The 20945-nt window shown below is 65.0% G+C and carries 17 protein-coding genes; 8 read left to right on the top strand and 9 right to left on the bottom strand.

The genetic code is table 11. From position 1 onward, the window contains the following. Positions 1-3 precede the first annotated feature (3 nt). From AC51GT_RS13355 to mce1N, 3 genes are read left to right on the top strand one after another with little or no spacing between them, the layout of a single operon-like run. Positions 4-792: a hypothetical protein gene (locus AC51GT_RS13355; protein WP_496329065.1), complete on the top strand. Its 789-nt coding sequence runs from the start codon at positions 4-6 to the stop codon at positions 790-792. Then, entirely contained in the window at positions 789-1187 is a 399-nt protein-coding gene (locus AC51GT_RS13350) for a hypothetical protein (protein WP_496329064.1), read from the top strand. The genes AC51GT_RS13355 and AC51GT_RS13350 overlap by 4 nt, the downstream gene beginning before the upstream one ends. Beyond that, positions 1184-1711, top strand: a complete 528-nt coding sequence (gene mce1N, locus AC51GT_RS13345; RefSeq protein WP_496329063.1) for a transport-regulating membrane protein Mce1N — start codon at positions 1184-1186, stop codon at positions 1709-1711. The genes AC51GT_RS13350 and mce1N overlap by 4 nt, the downstream gene beginning before the upstream one ends. Positions 1712-1790: 79 nt before the next feature. Here mce1N and AC51GT_RS13340 read toward each other — a convergent pair whose 3' ends face one another. Genes AC51GT_RS13340 through AC51GT_RS13330 form a run of 3 tightly spaced genes read right to left on the bottom strand, consistent with a single transcriptional unit; the run spans position 1791 to position 5301 of the window. Further along, positions 1791-3791 (bottom strand): acyl-CoA dehydrogenase family protein, encoded by a 2001-nt coding sequence (locus AC51GT_RS13340; protein ID WP_496329062.1) that lies wholly within the window; start codon positions 3789-3791, stop codon positions 1791-1793. A gap of 41 nt (positions 3792-3832) precedes the next feature. After that, positions 3833-4810 (bottom strand): isopenicillin N synthase family dioxygenase, encoded by a 978-nt coding sequence (locus AC51GT_RS13335; protein ID WP_496329061.1) that lies wholly within the window; start codon positions 4808-4810, stop codon positions 3833-3835. Then, positions 4807-5301 carry a nucleoside deaminase gene (locus tag AC51GT_RS13330; protein WP_496323001.1) on the bottom strand — a complete coding sequence of 165 codons (495 nt, stop codon included), beginning with the start codon at positions 5299-5301 and terminating at the stop codon, positions 4807-4809. Before AC51GT_RS13330 ends, AC51GT_RS13335 begins: the two co-directional genes overlap by 4 nt. A 117-nt stretch (positions 5302-5418) precedes the next feature. Here AC51GT_RS13330 and AC51GT_RS13325 point away from each other — a divergent pair, with 117 nt between their 5' ends. Then, positions 5419-6948, top strand: a complete 1530-nt coding sequence (locus AC51GT_RS13325) for a PucR family transcriptional regulator (protein WP_496329060.1) — start codon at positions 5419-5421, stop codon at positions 6946-6948. A 77-nt stretch (positions 6949-7025) separates the two neighbouring features. Here the strand turns inward: AC51GT_RS13325 and AC51GT_RS13320 are convergent, their stop codons facing one another. The 6 genes from AC51GT_RS13320 to AC51GT_RS13295 form a co-directional block, all read right to left on the bottom strand. After that, positions 7026-8441, bottom strand: coding sequence for a purine-cytosine permease family protein (locus tag AC51GT_RS13320; protein WP_496323003.1), 1416 nt, complete (start codon positions 8439-8441; stop codon positions 7026-7028). Between the two features lie 277 nt (positions 8442-8718). Further along, complete coding sequence (locus AC51GT_RS13315) at positions 8719-9930, bottom strand: HNH endonuclease (protein WP_496329059.1); 1212 nt, start codon at positions 9928-9930, stop codon at positions 8719-8721. 233 nt (positions 9931-10163) lie between these two features. Beyond that, positions 10164-11642 carry an NAD-dependent succinate-semialdehyde dehydrogenase gene (locus AC51GT_RS13310; protein WP_496329058.1) on the bottom strand — a complete coding sequence of 493 codons (1479 nt, stop codon included), beginning with the start codon at positions 11640-11642 and terminating at the stop codon, positions 10164-10166. Beyond that, positions 11635-13590 (bottom strand): primary-amine oxidase, encoded by a 1956-nt coding sequence (locus AC51GT_RS13305; protein WP_496329057.1) that lies wholly within the window; start codon positions 13588-13590, stop codon positions 11635-11637. Before AC51GT_RS13305 ends, AC51GT_RS13310 begins: the two co-directional genes overlap by 8 nt. Before the next feature lie 9 nt (positions 13591-13599). Next, positions 13600-14946, bottom strand: coding sequence for a 4-aminobutyrate--2-oxoglutarate transaminase (gene gabT / locus AC51GT_RS13300; RefSeq protein WP_496329056.1), 1347 nt, complete (start codon positions 14944-14946; stop codon positions 13600-13602). A gap of 2 nt (positions 14947-14948) precedes the next feature. After that, positions 14949-16349, bottom strand: coding sequence for an aminobutyraldehyde dehydrogenase (locus tag AC51GT_RS13295; protein WP_496329055.1), 1401 nt, complete (start codon positions 16347-16349; stop codon positions 14949-14951). 191 nt (positions 16350-16540) lie between these two features. On the opposite strand from AC51GT_RS13295, the gene AC51GT_RS13290 reads away from it, so the two are divergent. The 4 genes from AC51GT_RS13290 (at position 16541) to AC51GT_RS13275 (ending at position 20939) form a co-directional block, all read left to right on the top strand. Continuing rightward, on the top strand, positions 16541-18040 hold the full coding sequence (locus AC51GT_RS13290; RefSeq protein ID WP_496329054.1) for a PucR family transcriptional regulator: 1500 nt from the start codon (positions 16541-16543) through the stop codon (positions 18038-18040). Positions 18041-18180: 140 nt separating this feature from the next. Beyond that, positions 18181-18882, top strand: coding sequence for a DUF998 domain-containing protein (locus tag AC51GT_RS13285; protein ID WP_496329053.1), 702 nt, complete (start codon positions 18181-18183; stop codon positions 18880-18882). A 114-nt stretch (positions 18883-18996) separates the two neighbouring features. Next, entirely contained in the window at positions 18997-20313 is a 1317-nt protein-coding gene (gene hemL / locus AC51GT_RS13280; protein ID WP_496329052.1) for a glutamate-1-semialdehyde 2,1-aminomutase, read from the top strand. Beyond that, complete coding sequence (locus AC51GT_RS13275) at positions 20313-20939, top strand: histidine phosphatase family protein (protein WP_496323012.1); 627 nt, start codon at positions 20313-20315, stop codon at positions 20937-20939. The genes hemL and AC51GT_RS13275 overlap by 1 nt, the downstream gene beginning before the upstream one ends. Positions 20940-20945 lie beyond the last annotated feature (6 nt).

Genomic DNA, 20945 nt, shown 5'->3' with positions numbered 1-20945 from the left:
CGCATGTCCGTGCCCCCCACGTCCCCTGGCCACAACCCATACGGTGGGCCCCCGGCCGCCCAGAGTCCCGGCGCCGCGACGGAGCCCACATCGAACAAACCGGCCATCCCGAACGCCACGGCGATCGCGACCGAGCTGTGGATCCTGGTGATCATTGCCCAATGCGTCATCTTCGGGTCGCAATACCGGCAGTTCTTCGACACCGCCGACGATGTCGCCAAGGACAATCCGGATGCGCAGTTGCCCGACGGCGTGATCTGGGCGGTCATCGCTGTCACGGGCCTGGTCCTGGCGGTGGTTTTTGCCGGGCTCACCTGGCTGGCCCGGATCGGCTACAACTGGGCACGACTGGCCCTGGGATTCTTCAGCTTCTTCCTCGTTGTGCAAACGGTGTCGGCATTCTTCGCCGACAGTTCGGACACCTGGGTGATGATCCCGACCGTGATCGGCGGAGTGGCGGCCCTCGGTGCCGGCGTGCTGCTCATGCATCGGGATTCCGACAAGTACTGCGAGGACATGACGCGGTGGCGCAAAGACAAGAAGCAGCGGCCGCCGTCGTACTACAACTCCCAGAACCACTACACCCCGCAGTACAACGCGCCGTATCCGCCGCAGCAGTACGGGCAGCAGCCCCAGCAGTGGCAGCAACCCTATGGCCAGGATCAGCCGAGCCCCCAGGCGCCCCGCTACGGCGGCGAGGCCGGGGATCGTCCCGAGGGATACCAACCACACGCCGGTCCCGATGACTACAGTCCAGAAGACAACAGATCTGAGCCAGGAGACCGAACGTGAGCAGCAAGCCTGTCGAACCGGCCGCACCGCCGACCCTGGTCACCCGCGCCTACTGGCTGTGGACGATCAGCGGTGCGCTGATGGGCCTCTACGGAGTCGGGCTGATCGTCGCGAGCCTGATCGAGGGTATCGGCGGGTTCGTGGCCCTCGGGGTCTTCTTCACGGCCATCGGGGCCGCGTTGCTGTTCGCGGCGCGTAAGGCGTTCCCCGGCGATCCGCGGTGGCGGTCGGCGCTGGCCGTGTTCACCCTGATGTTGGTCGCACTCGGGATCATGGCGTCGTTCCTGATCAAGGGCGCTGCCGCGCTGCCCCTGCTGTTCAGCGTTATCGCGCTCATCGGATCGATGATGGCGTTCCGGCCCTCCTCGGATCCCTGGTTCGAAGACGAAAAATGAGCGGCGGTCGCGAGTGGGATCCGGCAGAGGGCGAGACCCTGTTCTATGAGCCCGGCGGTGCCTGGTGGGTGGTGGCCATCGGCCCGGTGCTCTGTCTGATCGTGCTCATCACGGAGATCGTCGGCGGCGGTCAGCTGCATTGGCCAGCGCTGCTGGCCTTCGCGGTGCTCATCGGCGGTTTCTCTCTGCTCCAGGTTTATGCGGCGCGCACCCATGTCAGCGTCCGGCTCACCGAGGCATCACTGCGGCAGGGTGCACAGACCATCCGCCTCGACGAGATCGAAGAGATCTTTCCGGAGAATCACGGCCACGAGCACGCGAAGTGGGAGAGTGCACCGGCGCTCGGCGAGCTGTCCGCGGTGCCCCGACGTCGCGGCGGTGTCGGCGTGAAACTGAGCGGCGGCCGCCTGGCGCAGGCCTGGGCCCGGGACGTCGACCGCTTCCGTTCCGAGCTGGTCCAGGCCCATCAGGCTGTGCAGATGGGTCTGGGACCGAAACGTCGCCCCGGCGACACGCCCGACTGACCACCGTCCCCGTCGAGCGTGCCGAACCGACCGTCGAGCGTGCCGAACCGACCGTCGAGCGTGCCGTTGTTGCCGCTGGTCAGGCCGTCTGGTCGTCGATCATCGCTGTTCGCAGCAGTTCCTCGGGCACCGCGAACCCGTCGACGAGTGTGCGGGCGTGGGGACGCAGGCTCAGGCACAGTTCGTTGACACCGCGCCGGATGGCCTTGGCCCGTTCGACGGAGACGTGCCGGTGCATCAGGAACCAGTCGAGGTCGGCTTCGAGCGTCGAGTAGACGAACAGGTCGCAGACCTTGCCGAGCAACTCGGTGCCGGCCTTGCTGTCGCAGCGGTCGATCGCCTCGATGAATGCCTCTAGCACCACCCGCTCGGTGTGTGCGGTGCCGACCTTCAGCAGGTGATCCTGTGCGCTGTTGAAGACCTCGAACGGGTCGTTGCCCTCGTCGGTGGCGCGGCGCAGCCGGTTGGCGCAGGTTCGCAGGAGATGATCCTCACGATTGCGCAGAAGCCGGATCTGCGTGCCGCGGTTGGTCAGATCGGACTGTTCGGGATCCTCGTCGCTGCCGTCCATCAGCGTTTGCACGACCTGGCGGGCCGCGGACTTCTCGAGGAAGACGTCGCGGGCCATCCCGGCGATGAACCGGGCCCAGCCCACGGCGTTGAGGCCGCGCACGTCGTCGGCGTATGCCGAGAGCAATTCCTTGGCCACCAGTTGGGTCAGGACCGTGTTGTCGCCCTCGAACGTGGTGAAGACGTCGATGTCACCACGCAGGATCGACAGCTGGTTCTCGTCGAGGTAACCCGCGCCGCCGCAGGCCTCGCGGCAGACGTTGATGGTGTTGGAGGCATGCCAAGTGGTCATCGCCTTCAAACCGGCTGCGGCGGTTTCCAATTCGCGTTGCCGATCCTCGTCGGCGGCCTCCGCGGACTGGACCTCGTGGAGTTCTTCGATGATCTCGTTCTGGGCGAAGGCGAGCGCGTACGACTTCGCGATCAGCGGCAGGAGCTTGCGCTGATGACCCAGGTAGTCCATGACGGTGATCTCGTCGGTGGAGTCGGGGGACTCGAACTGCTTGCGCTCCAGGCCGTATCGGGTGGCGATGGTGAGCGCTTTACGGCTCGCCGCCCCCGCGGTGGCGGCGACGCTGACCCGGCCGCGGATGAGGGTGCCGAGCATCGTGAAGAAGCGACGGTTCTGGTTCTCGATCGGGGACGTGTAGGTGCCGTCGGCCGTGACGTCGGCGTAACGGTTGAGGAGGTTCTCGCGCGGGACGCGGACGTGGTCGAACGTGATGCGCCCGTTGTCGACTCCGGGGAGTCCGCCCTTGTAGCCGCAGTCGCTCGTGGTGACTCCGGGCAGATCGTTGCCGTCGGCATCCCGGATCGGAACGACGAGACAGTGCACACCGCGACCGGTGGGCTCTTCGCCGGGACCACCGGTGATCAACTGGGCGAACACCGCCGCGACCCTGGCGTGCTGCGCGGCGCCGCCGATGTAGTCCTTGCGGGCCAGATGCGTGGGCGAATGGACGATGAACTCGTCGGTCGCCGGGTCGTAGGTGGCGGTGGTCTGCAACGCCTGCACATTGGAACCGTGCCCGGTCTCGGTCATGGCAAAGCAACCGAGGACGTCGAGGTTGATCAGGCCCTCGACATACTTCTTGTGATGCCGCTCGGTGCCCAGGTTCTCGATCGCGCCGCCGAACAGACCCCATTGGACGCCGGCTTTGACCATCAACGACAGATCGGCGTAGCCGAGCAGTTCGATCGCAGTGATCGATGCACCGATGTCACCGGTGCCGCCATGATGTTCCTGGAAACCGGCTCGGGCGAATCCGGCCTCGGTCAGCTCACCCATGACCTCGAGCATCCGGGCGCGCGCCTGCTCCAGGGAGCGAGAGGGGTCGGGCAGCAGGTCGGCTCGGTTCAGTTGTTCGCGAACGTGTTCCCGGGTAGTTCGCCACCGACCATCCAGTGCGAGCCGGAGATTGTCGACGAGCAACGCTTCGTCAGCTTCTGGGGTTTCCGTTCCCGGAAGGTCGGCCGAGATGTCGTCTGAGCTGGCTTCGATGGCAGTCATGATTTCGAGCCTACCCAGCGGAGGCGACGCTCAATCCGCCATCACGTCGATGGGGCGACGGTGATGGCGTCGAGACGTTCGAGGATGAAATCGCCCGAGGTCACCGGTGGGCGGCCGGCCTCTGCGCCGATGGGTGGTTCGAGCGGCGTCACCACTGCGTCGTGATTGGCCTCATAGAAGAAGATCAGTGAGACGAGGTCCTCATCGGGGGTATCGGCCTGCGGCGGCAGGACACGGTGACGTCCGGCGGGCCACCGACCGCCGGTCCAGTATTCGAGGAGATCGCCGATGTTGATCGTCAACGCCGCCGGATCGTAGGGGGCATCGGCCCATCCGCCTTCGGTGCTGTAGACCTGCAGCCCACCGGCACCGGGCTCACGGTCGAGCACGGTCACGGTCCCGAAGTCGGTATGGGGTCCGATCCGGTACTGGCCGTCTTCGACCGGCCCGGTCTCGGTGATCGCGGGGTAGTGGTTGATGTTCGCGGTCCAGGTTGCGAGATCGGTCAGGCCGAGAAAGGGATTGGCCTGCCCGGTCAGGCCCAGCGATGCCGCCATCAGATCGAGCAGATCGTCGGACAGGGACTTCATCTGGCTGCAGTATTCGACGAACAACCCATGCAGGTGCGGGACCTCCTGCGGCCAGACGTCCGGCGGGAACCACAGGGCGTCGACCTCCGGATCGCCGACCGGGGTCTGCGCGCCGCAGTTGTAGGTCTCCTTGAGGTCCGGTGGTGTCTCGGTGCCTTCGGCGTATCCGTTGGCCTCCATGCCCGGACCGATCCAGCCGCGCCCACCCACCGCGACGGCGTACTTTTGCTTCACTTCGGTTGGCAGCGCGAAGAATTCGCGTGCCGCCGACCGCAATGCGGCAGGTAGCTGCGGGTCGACGCCGTGTCCGGTGACCAGGAGGAATCCGGCCTGCTGCAGGCTCTTGTCCACGGCCGCACACAGAGCCTCCGCCGCCTCACCTCCGGCGCGCCACTGCGAGATGTCAACGGTCAGAATGGGACTGCTCACGACGTGCTCTCCTTCGGGGTCTCGGTGTCCACGGCGACACCGATGTCCTCGTTCCACAGCAGTGGATTGAGGTCGACGAACTCCGACATCATCGAGGCGCACAGGGGGTCGTCGAGCACGGTCACCGAGACGCCGTTCTCGATGAGCCAATCCTCGCCGCCGCGGAATGTGGTGTTCTCGCCGATGATCACGGTCCCGATGTTGAACTGACGGATCAGTCCACAGCAGTACCAGCACGGCGAGAGTGTGGTGACCATGATCGTGGACCGGTAGTCGGTCTGCCTGCCGGCGTTGCGGAACGCATCGGTTTCGCCGTGGACGCAGGGATCGTCGTTCTGTACCCGCCGATTGTGACCGCGTCCGAGGAGCGTGCCGTCGGCGGCGAACAGCGCCGCGCCGATGGGGATCCCGCCCTCGGCCAGGCTCTGCCTGGCTTCGGCGTAGGCGATCTCGAGCAGAGTGGTCGGGGAAACATCGAGGGATGTCGTCATGCCAGCAACGGTGCCCGGGATGCGGACTCGCGGCAACCGACATAGTGTCCCGGTAGCGATGCTGGCCGGCGTGCATTCCGTCCGGTCCCTGACGTCGATCGGTGAGAAGGGGACGCCATGGTCCTGACATTGCGGAACGTGCTCGACCGGCACCTCGCGGCCGCTGATCCGCAGGTCCTGAGCGGGTACGACGGCCTCGACAACGAGGTTCGGTGGGTGCATTCGAGCGAGATCTTCGAGATCGGGCCGCTGCTGTCGGGCGGTGAACTGCTGCTGACCACCGGACTCGGGTTGGCCGGGGTCGATGCGGGGACGAGGCGGCACTACATTCGGGAACTCGCGCAGCGCAAGGTTGCCGGGGTGGCCATCGAGATGGGCCGGACCTTCGACCAGGTGCCGGACGAAATGGTGCGCGAGGCCTCGGCCGTGCACTTCCCGCTGATCGCGCTGCGCACAGTGATCCCGTTCATCGATTTGTGCCGGTCGGCCAACACCGATCTGGTGTCGGGCGAGGTTGCGCTGCTGCGTCGGCGAGGTGAACTCGGTACGGAACTGCACGCAGAGATGGCGGCGGGCAACGGTGCGCCTGCGATGCTGAAACGTATTGCAGCCGCGACTGGTTGCCCGCTCGTGCTCGTGGGGAGCGGTAACGCGCTGATGGCGGCTGAGGGCGTCGACGACGATCATTCGGCGTGGCAGGCCGTGGATGCGCAGGTGGCGGCGGTGCCGGTGGGGATGCGCGGAGAGGTCATCGCACGGTTGATAGCCGGCCCGGGATCGCCGCTTGATCGGGCCGGGTTGATCAGCGTGCTCGAGGTCGGGGCCGGGCCGCTCGGGGTGACACTCTCGTTGTCGCGGGAGCTCGGTGGACTTCCGCATCGGGCTGCGTCGGCGTTGGTCTCGGATCTGCTCGAGGCCCGTATCGATCGTCGGTCCGATCTGATGATGCGGTTGGGGGCAGCGGGTTTTCGGCCGTCGGCGTCCGCGAGGATCGTTCCGGTCGCGGTTGATGTGCCGACACCGCGGATGGCCACGCAGCTCAGCGCCTCTGCTGCCAAACGGATCTCGGCGCAGTCGATGCACGCGCAGGTACATGCGACCGCGTTTGCCCTGATCGCGCCGTCGAGGCTCGACCGCGACGACGTGACCGAGATAGTCGGTGCCTACGCGGGTGGTTCGGGTGCCGCGACGGTGGTGGTGGGCGATCCGTGTCGCCTTGACGCGCATGAACTCTCATCGGCGCTGGTGCGGGTACGTCACGCGTTGTCGCTCGCGGTGGCCGATCGGCGGTCGGGTTCACACGCGGATGCGGTCACCTCGGTCCGGGCGCTGGCCGCGGACCTGGCAGTGGAGACCTTGCCGGATAACGTGCGATCCGAGTTGGCGGCCGCAGCGCTCGGACCGGTGATCGCCTGGGACAACGCCCACGGCTCGGAGTTGATCCACACCCTCGAAGTCCATCTGCGGAACGGGTGCAGCGCCACCCGGTCGGCAGCGGCGCTGAATCTGGGGCGGCAGAGTCTGTATCAGCGTCTGGAACGGATCCGTGGATTGATCGGCTTCGATTTCACTGCACCGCAATCCTATCCGGGACTGCTGATGGCCCTGTGCGCTCATCGCGCACAGGGCCGTCGCAGAGCCGACTGATCAGAACCACTTGTGGAGCAGTCCGAGGGGTGATCAGTCGGGCTCGGGTCATCGGCCGCAGATCAACGGATGGTTGATCAGACCGACCGGTAGTCCTTGTTGATCTTCTTGCCGCACAACAGGAGGTAGCCGACGAAAGCGATGACGAACCCGACGAAGAAGGCGATGTCGCCCAGCTCGGGCACCGTTTCGGCGACATAGCCGACCCAGCGTTCCTGATTGCCGAACAGCAGTACGGAGACCACCAGCCCGACCAGGAACGAGATGAGTCCGCCCCAGTTGGAGTACTTGGGGTTGTACAGGAATTCGGCGATCGGCCGGTTCCGGCGCAGCAGTTGGTCGGCGAACATGATGCCCAACCACGGTCCGATCCAATAGGCCACGATCAGTAGGAAGGTCTCATAGTTCGCGGCTGCGTCGGCCAGGGCCCACCAGGCCACCAGGAATCCGACCACACCGAAGACTGCGGTGACCAGGGCCCGCTGGATTCCGACGGAGAACTTGAATCCCATTGTCACAAAGGCCATGGCGCCGGAGTAGAGGTTGATCGCGTTGGCCGCCACGGCGCCGATGGCAATCGCAAGCAAGGTGAGGTTGGCGACGACGGAAGGCATCGACGAGGTGAATGCGTCGGTGTAGTTCAAGTCGGGGTCGAAGCCGATCGTGACCGATGCCGCGCCGATCGCCATCAGAACGGTGGTGGAGATGAACAGGCCACTGGATGCGAAGAACCCGGTCTGGAGCTTGGAGACATCCCTCGGGAGGTAGCGGGTGAAGTCGGCGGCGTAGGGCGTCCAACCGGCGGTGTACCCGAAGGCTGCACCGACCGTCAGCAGGAATCCGCCGAGTGTGCCGCCACTTTCGCCCAACGACGGCATCGAAAGGTCTGCTTCGCTGAAGATGAAGATGCCGGCGATCACGAAGATGATCGCGAGGACCGGTGCGGCGGCCCGTTCGAAGCTCTGAACCAGGTTGTGCCCGAAGAACGCAAAGCCCGTCTGCAAGACCACGACGATGAGCAGCGCGATCGCGGACGGCACACCGATGAGCGTGTTGAGGGCCAGCGCGCCGCTGACGCTGTTGGTCGCAAACCACCCGACACCACACATCACGGCCATGAAGGTCGCCGGGACGATGTTGCCTCGGTACCCGAAACCCAAGCGGCCGAGCACCATCTGTGGCACACCGTGAAGCGGGCCGCGCGCGGACAACAGGAAGTGGGCAGCGGCACCGAGCAGATTGCCCAGGGCCATCGCGGCGACGGCCTGCCAGAAGGTCAGGCCGAAGTAGAGGACTGCGAGGATGCCAAGGAAGATCGTGGCGAATTCGAGGTTGGGGGCAGTCCAGGTCCAGAACAGGCCGCGGGGCTTACCGTGGCGTGCATCGAGCGGAATGAACTCGTTACCACCCGGCTCCACTGCGAGAACTTTGTCGCCGTAGGTGCCCGATGCAGTCTCCGGTTCCGGAGTGGCGCGGGGCGTCGTGGATGTCATTGCGCAACAATCTCCTGCGCAGCACCATGCTGCAACTGACATTTCGTCGGTTGGGATCGCCGATTCGGTGGTCGAATTGTCCGAATCGGCCACTGAACGGCAGGCCGGTTGCCGTGATGCTGCCGCCGGAGCCCGTCGGTCCTGCTTGAACGGGCTTTCGCGGGCGGCAGCATCACGCACTTTCACACTGTGGAGTTGTCAATTTTCATGCGCGGTCCCGACGGTGAGATCGGGTGCGCGAAGGGAAGTCGGTGAGGTCTGATCAGGCGGCGACGGGTCAGGCGGCCAGGGTCAGGGTGCGTCGGTTGTAGGCCGGTAGAGGTTTTCGTTGCGGGTCGATGTCGGCCGGCGGGATCAGCCAAGGATGTCCATCGGAGCCCATGATCACGTCCCAGCCGGTGTTATGAACCGCCATATGGCAGGTGCGGCAGAGCAGGCATCCGTTCTCCAACGTGGTCAGACCGCCGTCCACGAAGTGCACGATGTGGTGACAATCCGACCAGCTGGCATGCCCACCGCACTTCACACAGCAGACGTCGCGGATGATGATCGCCTTACGCACCAGACCGGTGAACAAACGTTTCGGTGGACTCAGATCAACCGGGACTTCTTGACCATCAAGGGTGACGGAGGTGATCGACGAATCACAGGCCAACGCAGCAGCAGTCGCCTCGGTGACCGGACCCATCCAGGGCAGGGTCGCGGCCTCGGGATGATCTGCGGGCACGGTCACCATCACCTCGGTGCGCGGCGCCGACATCAACGTTTGCCCACCACCACCGCAATCGAGCAGTTGGTGCAGTGCGTCCGCGCGGCGTTGGGTTGGGGACCGCGGATCATCCGAACCATCGGGTTCGGGACGTGCCCGGGACCAGCGATCCAACGCCGAGTGCAACTTCTCTCCGATGACCGCATCCACATCGAACGTGCCGACACAGCGGCCTTCGCGGACTTTGTATTCGAGGCTGTTCAGCGACCGGTCTTCTGCCGGCGGCGGACCACCGGAGTCCTTGGCGACCTCGTTGCCCAGCGCTCGGGCTGCGGCGCTGATCTCTGCAGGTGGCGCTCCGGAGATGGCCTGGTTCAACAGTTTCCGCTCGAACTCAACCTGCTGCTCGGCGGTGACCGGATCCTCGGACCGCCCGACAACATGCGCGACACCCTTGACCACCGCGTCCACATGCTCAGAAGACAGAAACCCATCCTTCGAATACCCGGCCGTGCGATCCAGACCCGCCAAACCCGGCCCGATCCGCAGCCACCGGTACGCCGATGCTGGTGCTGCACCGTTGGCCTGCAGCAACTTTGATGTCGTCGACCCGGACTTACGGGCGATCCCCGACTCGTCGATTACCACCGCACACACTGCAAGTTGATGCTCCGTGGCGTTGCGCAGCGTGATCAGATCTTTCACCACCCCCAGCACGACATCCGCGTCGTCGGGTATCGGCAGGTCAACCAGATCGTCGACCATCTCGAGTAGTCGCATGGCACAGCACCTTCCAACGGGAACACGAACCGGGAACGTCGACCGGAGTGTCTCTGCGGGGAAGGCGTCAGATACATGATGCGTGTGGTCGATTGACTCCACTGTACCTATTCGAACGCATGTTCGCAAGGGGTAAACCTGACCAATCATATTCAGTCTCAACATCTTTCGATAGCATGACGAAATAGTTCGGTCAGACGGGCGCGTGCACCGCTTGGTTCCTCGTCCAAGGGCTAGGTCAGCGCGATGTATTTCGTGGTCAGGTACTCGTAGATGCCCTCGGAGCCGCCTTCACGACCTATCCCGGACTGCTTGACGCCACCGAACGGCGCGGCGACATCGGAGATGACGCCCCGGTTGATGCCGACCATGCCTGATTCGATCTTGTCGGCGACACGCAGCGCCCGGTCGAGGTCGGTCGTGTAAAGGTATGCGGCCAAGCCGTATTCAGTGGAGTTCGCGGCATCTATTGCCTGCTGCTCGGTGGAGAAGGTGCTGATCACGGCGACGGGACCGAAGATCTCATTCCTGACGATCTCGGCATCGGCGGCGACCTGGTCCAGCACGGTGGCCGGGTAGAAGCATCCGGCGTCATCGAAGGGGTCGGCGCCGAGACGTACGCGCGCTCCGCCGGCCACCGCGTCGGATACGGCCGCGGCGATGGACTCCTGTTGTTTGCGGTTGACCATCGGGCCCAGGGTGGTCTTCGGGTCGTAACCCGGTCCGAGCACCAGGGCCTTCATCTTGTCCGCCAGGGCCGAGGTGAACTCTTCGGCGATGTCTTCGTGAACCAGAAAGCGATTGGCCGCGGTGCAGGCCTCTCCGCCGTTGCGGGTCTTGGCCGCAAAAGCACCCTCGATCGCAAGTTCGAGGTTGGCATCGGAGAAGACCAGGAACGGTGCGTTGCCGCCGAGTTCCATGGAGGTCCGTTGTACGTTCGCGGCGGCATCGCCGAGTAGTGTGCGGCCCACCTCGGTCGACCCGGTGAAGCTGATCTTGCGGACCCGTGGGTCGGCGATCAGGGGTTCGGTGACATCGGTTGCCTTGCTGGTCGGCAGCACCGCGAGGACGCCGTCGGGCAATCCGGCCTCGCTCAGAAGCTTCGCGAGGTACAACATCGTGAGCGGGGTTTCTTTTGCCGGTTTGACCAGCATCGTGCAGCCGGCGGCGAGCGCGGGACCGATCTTGCGGGTTCCCATGGCCAGCGGGAAGTTCCACGGTGTGATCGCCAGGGCAACGCCGACGGGCGCGTGCTTGACCAGGATGTTGCCGGTACCGGCGGGCGACTGGGTGAATCGTCCGGCGATCCGGACCGCTTCTTCGGCGAACCAACGCAGGAACTCACCACCGTAGTTGATCTCGGCCTTCGAGTCGGGGAGCGCCTTGCCCATTTCCAGTGTCATGATCATCGCCATGTCGTCGGCGTTCTCGCGGATCAACTCGAAGGTCGATCGCAGGATCTCCGAGCGGACCCGCGGCGCGGTGCCTGCCCACTCGTCAGCGACCGAGAGTGCGCTCTCCAAAGCGGTTTTGGCGTCCTGCGGGGTGGCGTCGGCGATCTGCAGCAGCGAAGTCCCGGTGGCCGGGTCGTAGACCGGGAAGGTTTCATTGTTGGCCGAGTCGACGGACTTGCCGTTGATCCACAGGCCGGCCGGAACGGTGTCCAGCAGGTCCCGGTAATCGGCGATCGGATCGGTGGTGTTCTCAGTCATGGCAGTTGCCTCCTGTGGTTTCGGTTGAGCAGTGCGAGCTCGGGCTTGGTTGGACGTCCAGTGACGGGTTGCGGTCGAAGAAGCCAAAGGGTTTGAGCCAGAACGACACCGTGTCGACCGGCATGATGGGCCAGTCTTCTGGCCGGGTGATGTGGTGGATACCGAAGGTGTACCAGAGGACCACGTCGGTGTTGTCGATGCTGCGGTTGGCCTTGGTCCATTCACCGAGTCCGGTGTCGGTGGCGGACTGGTTCACGAACTCGCCTGCCGGCCAACGCTCGTCGGGATGGTTGGGCGTCACCCACACGGTGTGTCCGATGACCTGTGCGCGCCCGAAGATCGGGGAGGCGGGATCGAACATGGCCGGGATGGCATCGCCGGGAACGAGCTTGTACGACGGATGGGTTCCCAAACCGTTGGTGGTGTTGGTGTTCACCACCTTCCAGGCGCGCTGCGTCGCCCAGTTCATGTCCTGTTTGCCCTCCTGTTCGGTGCGCAATGGGGTGTTGCGTTGCACCAAGGACAGGCCGTACGGATTGCCGGGACCCATGGGTTCGATCTCGGTTTCGCTGGCATAGACGGTGTTCTCGGTGCCGTCGACGTCGAGGTCGAGCCTGGCGGTGAGGAAATGTTGGTGGAATGGCGCGTAGGTCCGATCGTCCACGAGAGTGCCGTTGGGGTGGGCGGCGCCGGGCGCGATCGGTGTGGTCACCATGATCCCGGTGGCGCGGACCTCGCATTCGATGTTGCCGTCCTGGTAAAAGCGCCAGTAGACGAGGTATTCGTAGTTCGCCACCGTGACATGGAACGAGACGGTGAGCCGGCGCATCCGTCGGACCTCTGCCCCGGCGTCGTGGTCGACGTGCTTCCACAGCACGGCGTTGTCTTCTTCGTGGATGCAGATGGCGTTCTTGATGGTGTACGGCTCGCCCTTGCTGTTGTGCAGGACCGCGTCGAGGTAGCGGATCTCACCGAGGCAGTCGCAGCCGAGTTCGAGCGATGTGGTCATGAACCCCAGGCCCCACTCGCCGATGTCGAATGCTGTTCTACGGTAGTGGTCTTCGGACGGGTCCCGGTAGGGGACCATCATCTCGGCGAACGACAGTCGATGTGCCACCGACCGCTCGCGACCACAATCGTTGTAACTGATCGTGTGCAGCGTCATGCCCTCGCGATGGTTGAAACCGACTCGTAGAGACCAGTTCTGCCAGGTCAGCAGGTTCCCGTCGAGGGTGAACGACGGTCCCTCGGGCTGGGTGATCTCCAGCGGTTTGAGTGGTTCCCGAGTTGACTTGGCCCGGATGCGCTCCGGGATCCGGGCCGGGACGTATTCACCCATGACCTCGGGCGGATCCACGGCGCCGGTGTCCTCGATCTCGAGCAGTTCCATCGTGTTGAGGTCGATGACACAGTGCAGCCCGCTGACCGGATGCGCATATGGGTTGGCGCCGGGTTCGCCTTTGACCCAGGTGTCCGACCATCCGATCCGCCGGTCCCGATACTTCTCGGGCGCCACCGCGTCGCCGTAGGTCCAGGTGTCCATGAAGACCAGGTCGAGGTCGGTGATGCCGCGACCGGCCAGTGCCGCGATCACATCGGGATGCCTGCGTAGAACCTCATCACATTCCTCGAACTCGTCGACGGTGAAGTTCGGCTGCACACCTGGGATGTGGGTGAACGATTCGACGGTGTCGTCGGTCAGCGAGACCACCGCCTTGTAGGTGGTGTTGCGGCCGCTGTCCAGGCAGGTGACGAGGGCCTTACGTGCGGGGACCGGGCCACCGACGGCGTGGTCGGCGAGTTCGGCCTTGCCGGGTTCGAGGAGTTCGATGGAGGTGAACCGCCAGCCATCGCCGACACCCTGATCACGTTGCAACAGGGCTGCGGTGGCCCGGAACTCGTCTTCGCGTAGGGGATCGAGCGGATGGAGCGCTGATGTCGTGGGCACGCACTGCTCCTAGGGGCCGGTGAGTTCGTTCAACGCATCCTCGATGACATCGAGGCCGTCGTGCAGGAGTTCGTCACCGATCACCAGTGGCGGGAGAAGTCGGATCACGTTGCCGTAGGTGCCACACGAGAGCACCACCACCCCCTTGGCCAGGCAGGCGGCCACCAGATCTTTGGCCAGGTGCGGATTCGGTTTCTTGCCGTCGCGGTGGACGAGTTCGATGGCCAGCATCGCACCGCGTCCGCGGACCTCTCCGATTTCTTCGGTCACCGATGCCATTGCCTGCAAACGGCTTCCGGCAATGGCTTCGATGTCGCGTGCTCGGCCGGGCAGATCCAGATCGGACATCACGTCGAGGGCCGCGAGCGCCGCTGCGCAGGCCACCGGATTACCGCCGTATGTGCCGCCGAGACCACCGACATGCACGGCGTCGAGCAGATCGGCGCGACCGGTCAACGCAGACAGCGGCATACCGCCGGCGATGCCCTTGGCCATCGTGACCAGATCGGGGACAAGCCCTTCGTGCTCGCTGGCGAACCAGGCGCCGGTCCGGGCGAATCCGCTCTGCACTTCATCGGCGATGAATACGATTCCGTTCGCCCTGGCCCAGTCCGCGATCGCGGGAAGGAAACCCGTTGCGGGGACGATGAATCCGCCCTCGCCCATCACGGGTTCGATGATGATCGCGGCGATCTGATCGGCCCCGATCTGGCTCTCCATCTGCGAGATCGACCGCGCGGCCGCGGTCGGTCCGTCGAGTTCGTCGCGGTACGGATACGACGTCGGCACTCGGTAGATCTCCGGCGGGAACGGGCCGAAACCGTGTTTGTAGGGCATGGTCTTGGCGGTCAAGCCCATCGTCAGGCTGGTGCGACCGTGGTAGGCATGGTCGAATGCGACCACGGCATCGCGACCGGTTGCCAACCGTGCCACCTTGATTGCGTTCTCGACGGCCTCAGCGCCGGAATTGAAGAGCACCGTGCGCTTTTGGTGATCCCCCGGCGTCAGATGATTGAGGCGTTCGGCCACCGCGACGTATCCCTCGTACGGAGTGATCATGAAGCAGGTGTGCGTGAAGTGTCCGGCCTGTTCGGCGACGGCGGCGGAGACCGCAGAGTTGCTGGCACCGACCGTTGTCACGGCGATGCCGGAGCCGAAGTCGATGAACGAGTTGCCGTCGATGTCGACGATCACCCCGCCGTCGGCATCGGCGGCGTACACCGGCACGGTCGAACCCACGCCACCGGCCACCGCCATCGCCCGGCGGCCTTGCAGTGCGGCGGATTTCGGACCGGGTATCGAGGTGACGATGTTGCGTTCCTGGGGCAGGCGGTAGTTGACGCTCACTGATGTCATCCTCATTCCACCGAACTCATGACGTGCTTGATGCGGGTGTAGTCCTCGACCCCGTAGCTGGAGAGATCTTTGCCGTAACCGGAACTCTTGAATCCGCCGTGCGGCATCTCTGCGACGAGCGGGATGTGGCAGTTGACCCAGACGCAACCGAAGTCGAGTCCGGCGCTCATTCGGCCGACGGTGGCGTTGTCGGTTGTCCACACGCTGGAGGCCAGGCCGTAGCTCACGTCATTGGACATTTCGAGGGCCTGTTCTTCGGAGTCGAAGGCCTGCACCGTCACCACCGGTCCGAACGTCTCCTCCTGGACGAGGGAGTCCGTCTGTTCCACACCGGTGATCACCGTGGGTTCGACGTAGAAGCCTTTGTCGCCCTTCCGTTTACCGCCGGTGGCCACCGTGGCGTGCGGTGGCACCGAATCGAGGATCGACGTCACCTTCGTGAAGTGGTTGATGTTGTTGAGTGGGGGAACCGTTGTGCCGTTGGCCTTGTCGACGAGGGCATCGACGAACTTGTCGTGGATCGACGAGTGGACCAGGATGCGGGTGACCGCCGTGCAGTCCTGGCCTGCGTTGAAGAACGACGCTTCACCGATACCGTCGACGGCCTTGTCCAGATCTGCGTCTGCGAAGACCACCGCCGGGGCTTTTCCGCCGAGTTCGAGGTGGGCTCGTTTGAGGTTCTGCGCCGCAGAGACCGCGACCGCGATCCCGGCCCGTACCGAACCGGTGATCGAGACCATGCTCGGAGTCTGGTGTCCGACGATCTCGGCGCCGGTGGCGCCGTCACCGAGGATCACGTTCAACACACCGTCGGGCAGGATGCCCTTGGAGATCTCGGCGAGGACCAGCGTGGATTCGGGAGTGGTGTCGGACGGTTTGAGGACCACGGTGTTGCCGGCGGCGATCGCGGGCCCGATCTTCCACAGCGCCATCATCAGTGGGTAGTTCCACGGCGTGACCTGTGCGATCACCCCGACCGGCTCGCGACGCACGTACGAGGTGAAGCCATCCATGTATTCGCCCGCGGATTTGCCTTCGAGGAGTCGTGCGGCACCGGCGAAGAACCGGATCTGATCGGCACCGACGGTGACTTCTTCGTCGGCGATCTGTTCGTCGGGCTGTCCGGTGTTGCGGGCCTGCGCGGCCACGAGTGCATCCGAGTTCGCCTCGATGGCGTCTGCCAGTGCCAGGAGCGCCTTCTGGCGGACCTTGGGGGTGGTCTTGCCCCACGATTTGAAGGCCCGTGCGGCGGCGGCCATCGCGGCATCGATGTCGGATCGGGTCGAGATCGGCGACACACCGACCACGGACTCATCGGTGGGATTGATCAGATCGATGGTCGCGGTCGAATCCGAGGCGACGAAGACGCCGTTGATGTAGTTCTTCAGGGGCTCGTGTGCCATGACACCAGGTCACTTTCGGTTGCGGGTGGATGGAAACTCCTACCGTCACCCAGTCTTCGCCGCGGGGCCGCAAACCGGATCCTGACAGTTTGTCCAACACCTGGTCACCAGCCTGCCACTCTGTACAATCGACTGAAGGTCATCCCAGGTCTGGGTCATTCCGTAGCAGGTGAACTCAGGGGGTAGCGGCAGTGAGCACAACGGTTCGTTGGCTGCTCGCCCAGCGCGACCTCGGCCTGACGTTGCTCGGTGGCCGCGCCGGGATCGACCGGGACATCGATTGCGCGTTGCCGTCGGAACTCCCGGCGCCACAGGAATGGCTGGCCGGGGGCGAACTGCTACTCACCACCGGACTACGACTGCCGGAGTCGCGGGAGGGACGTCTCGACTATCTGCGCGGACTCGGTGAGGCCGGTATCGCCGGCGTCGGGTTCGGTGTGGGCTTCGGTTTCGACGCCGTCCCCCGGGATCTCGTCGAGGCGGCCGACGATTGTGGCATCCCACTGGTGGAGGTGCCGCTGCCGGTGCCGTTCTCGGCGATCGCCCGGGCGGTGCTCGATCGGATCGCCGAACAGCGATACGACCAATTCGTTCGCGCGTCCCATACCCAACCGCGGATCACGAGGGCAGTGATATCCGGTGGGATGCCCGCGGTCGTCCGCGAGTTGGGGGAGGCGATCGATGCCGTTGTCGTGTTGCTCGATCATGAACGCGAACTGGTGAGTTCACGGCCCGCTGTTGTCGGTGCCGAACAGATCGAGATGGTGCGCGGTGAGGTCACGCGTGATCCCAATGCGGCCAGTGGTGTCACGATGACCGAAGAGCACACGGTCACGATCCAGCGGATCAGCGTCGGCGGCAGCGTATTCGGTTACCTCGCAGTGCTCAGTGCGTCACCGCTGGGCGACCTCGAGCGGGTCCTACTGGGGCATGCGACCTCGCTGCTCGGTCTGGAGCACGCCAAACCCCTTCAGGTGCAGCGTGATCAACAAGCCTTGCATGCTGATGCCCTGATGATGGCGGTGGCCGGTCCGCCACCGGCGGCCGCACGCAACATCGTGCTGCGGGCGGCTGATCGGGACGGCCGGGTCCGCGTTGCCACCGCGACATTCAGCAGTGTTGCGGCGGCGCAGCAGGCAGCGATCGCGGCGGCCGTCGAACTTCGATCGCGGTGGCGACCGGTGTTCGTGCACCACCTGGGACAGGAGATCGTGGTACTGCTGCGTGGGGAAGACCAGCGGCGCGTTGCGGAATCCGTCCTCGGCGTCGTCGGGATCGGTGGCTGTCGCGGTGGATTGGGTTCGGTTGTGGCCGTTGATGGGATCGCCGAGTCCGCCCGCCATGCCAGGCTGGCCGCCGATGTGGCGGCGGAGGGTGAAGTGGTCGATCTCTTGGCGCAACGGTCGCTGCTGGCGCTCGATCCGGTCCGGAAGGCACTGAGCGGGGCCCGGGTCTCGCGGCTCGGTCCGCTGGTCGACCAGGACCGCGAGCAGGGGAGCGATCTTGTCGAAACCTTGCAGGCCTACCTGCAGGCCAACGGTCAGTGGGATCCGGCGGCCCTGGCAGTCGGGGTTCATCGACACACACTTCGCAATCGGATCGACCGCATCGAGCGCCTACTACGCATCGATCTCACCGATGCCCGGACGCGAGCCGAACTGCTGCTGATCCTGTTGTCCGATCCAGACTGAACGCAACCTCACTGAACACACCATCACAGCCCGATTTCGGACATGCCGGACGCGGGCAGGCTCGGTTCGGCCCGATCGTCGTGAATTGCTGTCCGATCAAGAATTTTTATGTCAGAACACGGAGTATTCCGCCGCCGACCGTGGTTGAAACACTCATGGAAGCAGCCGGTCTGATCGTGCCGCGCTGGGCGCGGGTCTCGGCGGCAACGGCCCCGGTCTTGTTGCTCGTCACCGCGACCGCGGCGGATGAGCTGACCACGGCCGGCCACAACCCGCTCCGTCAGACACTGAGCGTGCTGGCTGCATCGGACCGCGCCGAATGGGTCATGTCCCTCGGGATCGCGCTCAGTGCTGGTTGCCTGATCGCGGTGGGTCTGGGTTTGTTCATGGTGCGGCCGATCGCCCGTGTTGTTCTCGTTGCCGGTGGTGCCAGCGGTGTGGCGGTCGCAGCGCTTCCGATCACGCTGACAGCGACCCTGCATCTCACGGCAACCTGCGTCTCGGCATTCCTGCTGGCGCTGTGGCCCGCGCTCGCGGTATCCCGGTCGAGGGCGGCGCCGGCCGCGCTCCGGATCCCCGCTGCGACCGCGGCGTCGGGCACACTCTTTCTTCTGCTTGCCTGGACCGCCTACGAAACCCAGGGCGGGGCACTGCTCGGGCTCGCCGAACGCGTGACCGTGGTCGCCGAACTGGTGTGGCCGGCAGTCGTGGTCGCCTCTGCACGATTGCGGCGGCCATCCGACGCGCTTGCCCTGGGTCGAGGTGACCCAGATGCAGCTGGTTCGATCCGGACCACAGAGATCCACGTCGCACCGTCGGGCCTGGGTGCCCGGTTCCGCTGAACTCGCAAGATCCTGGTTCGGGCAGCGAAGACCAGCGCGAGCAAAGGGGCAGGTCAGAGTCGTCGGAGCCCGCCATTTTCGGTTGTCGGGTCGGCGTTTGCCACACTGGAGGTCGTGTCGCATGCCACCGATAAGTCAGCGCAGCTCTTCGAGCGCGCATCCCGTGCCATCCCAGGCGGAGTGAACTCGCCGGTTCGAGCCTTCAATTCCGTCGGCGGAACCCCGCGGTTCATCTCCAGCGCATCCGGTTATCGGATGACCGATGCCGACGGCAACAGCTACGTCGACCTGGTCTCCAGCTGGGGCCCGATGATCCTGGGCCACGCCCACCCGGCGGTGGTCGAGGCGGTGCAGAAGGCCGCGACCACGGGTCTGTCGTTCGGCGCGCCGACCGAGGCCGAGATCGAGCTGGCCGAAGAGATCATCAAGCGGGTGGCGCCGGTAGAGCAGGTCCGGCTGGTGAACTCGGGCACCGAGGCGACGATGTCGGCGGTGCGGCTGGCCCGGGGATTCACCGGTCGCAGCAAGATCATCAAGTTCTCCGGCTGCTACCACGGCCACGTCGACGCCTTGCTCGCCGACGCCGGTTCGGGTGTGGCCACGCTGGGCCTGCCGACCTCACCCGGTGTCACCGGCGCGCAGGCCCAGGACACCATCGTCCTGCCGTACAACGACCTGGCCGCCGTCCGCGAGACATTTGCGGCATACCCCGGGCAGATCGCTGCGATCATCACCGAGGCCGCAGCCGGGAACATGGGCGCGGTCGCCCCGGTCGACGGCTTCAATCAGGGTCTCAAGGACGTCACCAGCGCGGATGGTGCACTTCTCATCATCGACGAGGTCATGACCGGTTTCCGGGTGAGCAAGGCCGGCTGGTTCGGTCTCGAAGGCGTTGCCGGTGATCTCTACACCTTCGGCAAGGTCATGAGCGGTGGACTCCCGGCCGCAGCATTCGGCGGACGCGCCGACATCATGGCGTACCTGGCCCCGGCCGGTCCTGTCTACCAAGCCGGCACCCTGTCCGGAAATCCGGTCGCGGTCGCTGCCGGGTTGGCGACCCTGCGGCACGCGGATGACGCCGTCTACGCCGCGCTCGACGCCAACTCGAAACAGCTCGGAACCCTCATCGGGGATGCACTGAACACTGCGGGCGTGGGCCACCGCGTGCAGTACGCGGGCAACCTCGTGAGCGTGTTCTTCACCGCAGATACCGATACCCCCATCACCGACTATGCGGCGGTGAAAAACACCGAGACCTGGCGTTTTGCGCCATTCTTCCACGCCCTGCTCGATGCCGGCGTCTACCCGCCGCCGAGTGCATTCGAAGCCTGGTTTGTATCCGCGGCCTTGGACGGGGATGCTTTCGGTGTTATAGCCGGGGCACTCCCGGCTGCTGCGACCGCCGCTGCCCGGGCCCTGAAGGAGAACTGATGCGCACAATCGTGCACATGATGCGACACGGGGAAGTCCATAACCCCGACGGCATCCTCTATGGCCGACTGCCGGGCTATCACCTGTCCGAGCTCGGCGCGAAACAGGCGCAGACGGTCGCCGACGCCCTGGCCGATCACGACATCACCCACGTGTTCGCCTCCCCGCTGCAGCGGGCGCAGGAAACCGCGACCCCGATCGCGGACGCCCACGGACTGAAGATCATCACCGACGAGGGCCTCATCGAGGCCGACAACACCTTCGAGGGCCTGCGGGTCTCGGTGGGCGACGGCGCATTGCGGCGCCCCCGGCACTGGATCAAACTGCGCGACCCGTTCACCCCGAGCTGGGGCGAGCCGTACATCCAGCTGGCGCACCGCATGCTCGCAGTCGCCAACAAGGCCCGCGAAGAGGCCAAGGGGCATGAGGCAGTCTGCGTCAGTCACCAGCTACCGGTGTACACGTTGCGGAGATTCCTTGAAGGGCAACGACTTTGGCACGATCCGCGGAAGCGTCAGTGCTCGTTGGCGTCGCTGACGAGCTTGATGTACGACGGGGATGCGTTGGTGGACATCGTTTATTCGGAACCTGCCGGTGCTTCTGACCCCCTTGCCACGGGAGCCTGAGGTAGC

The sequence above is a fragment of the Williamsia sp. z34 genome, assembly GCF_059553395.1.
Note: the sequence above shows the minus strand (reverse complement) of the source record. Positions and strands in the feature narration are given on the sequence as shown.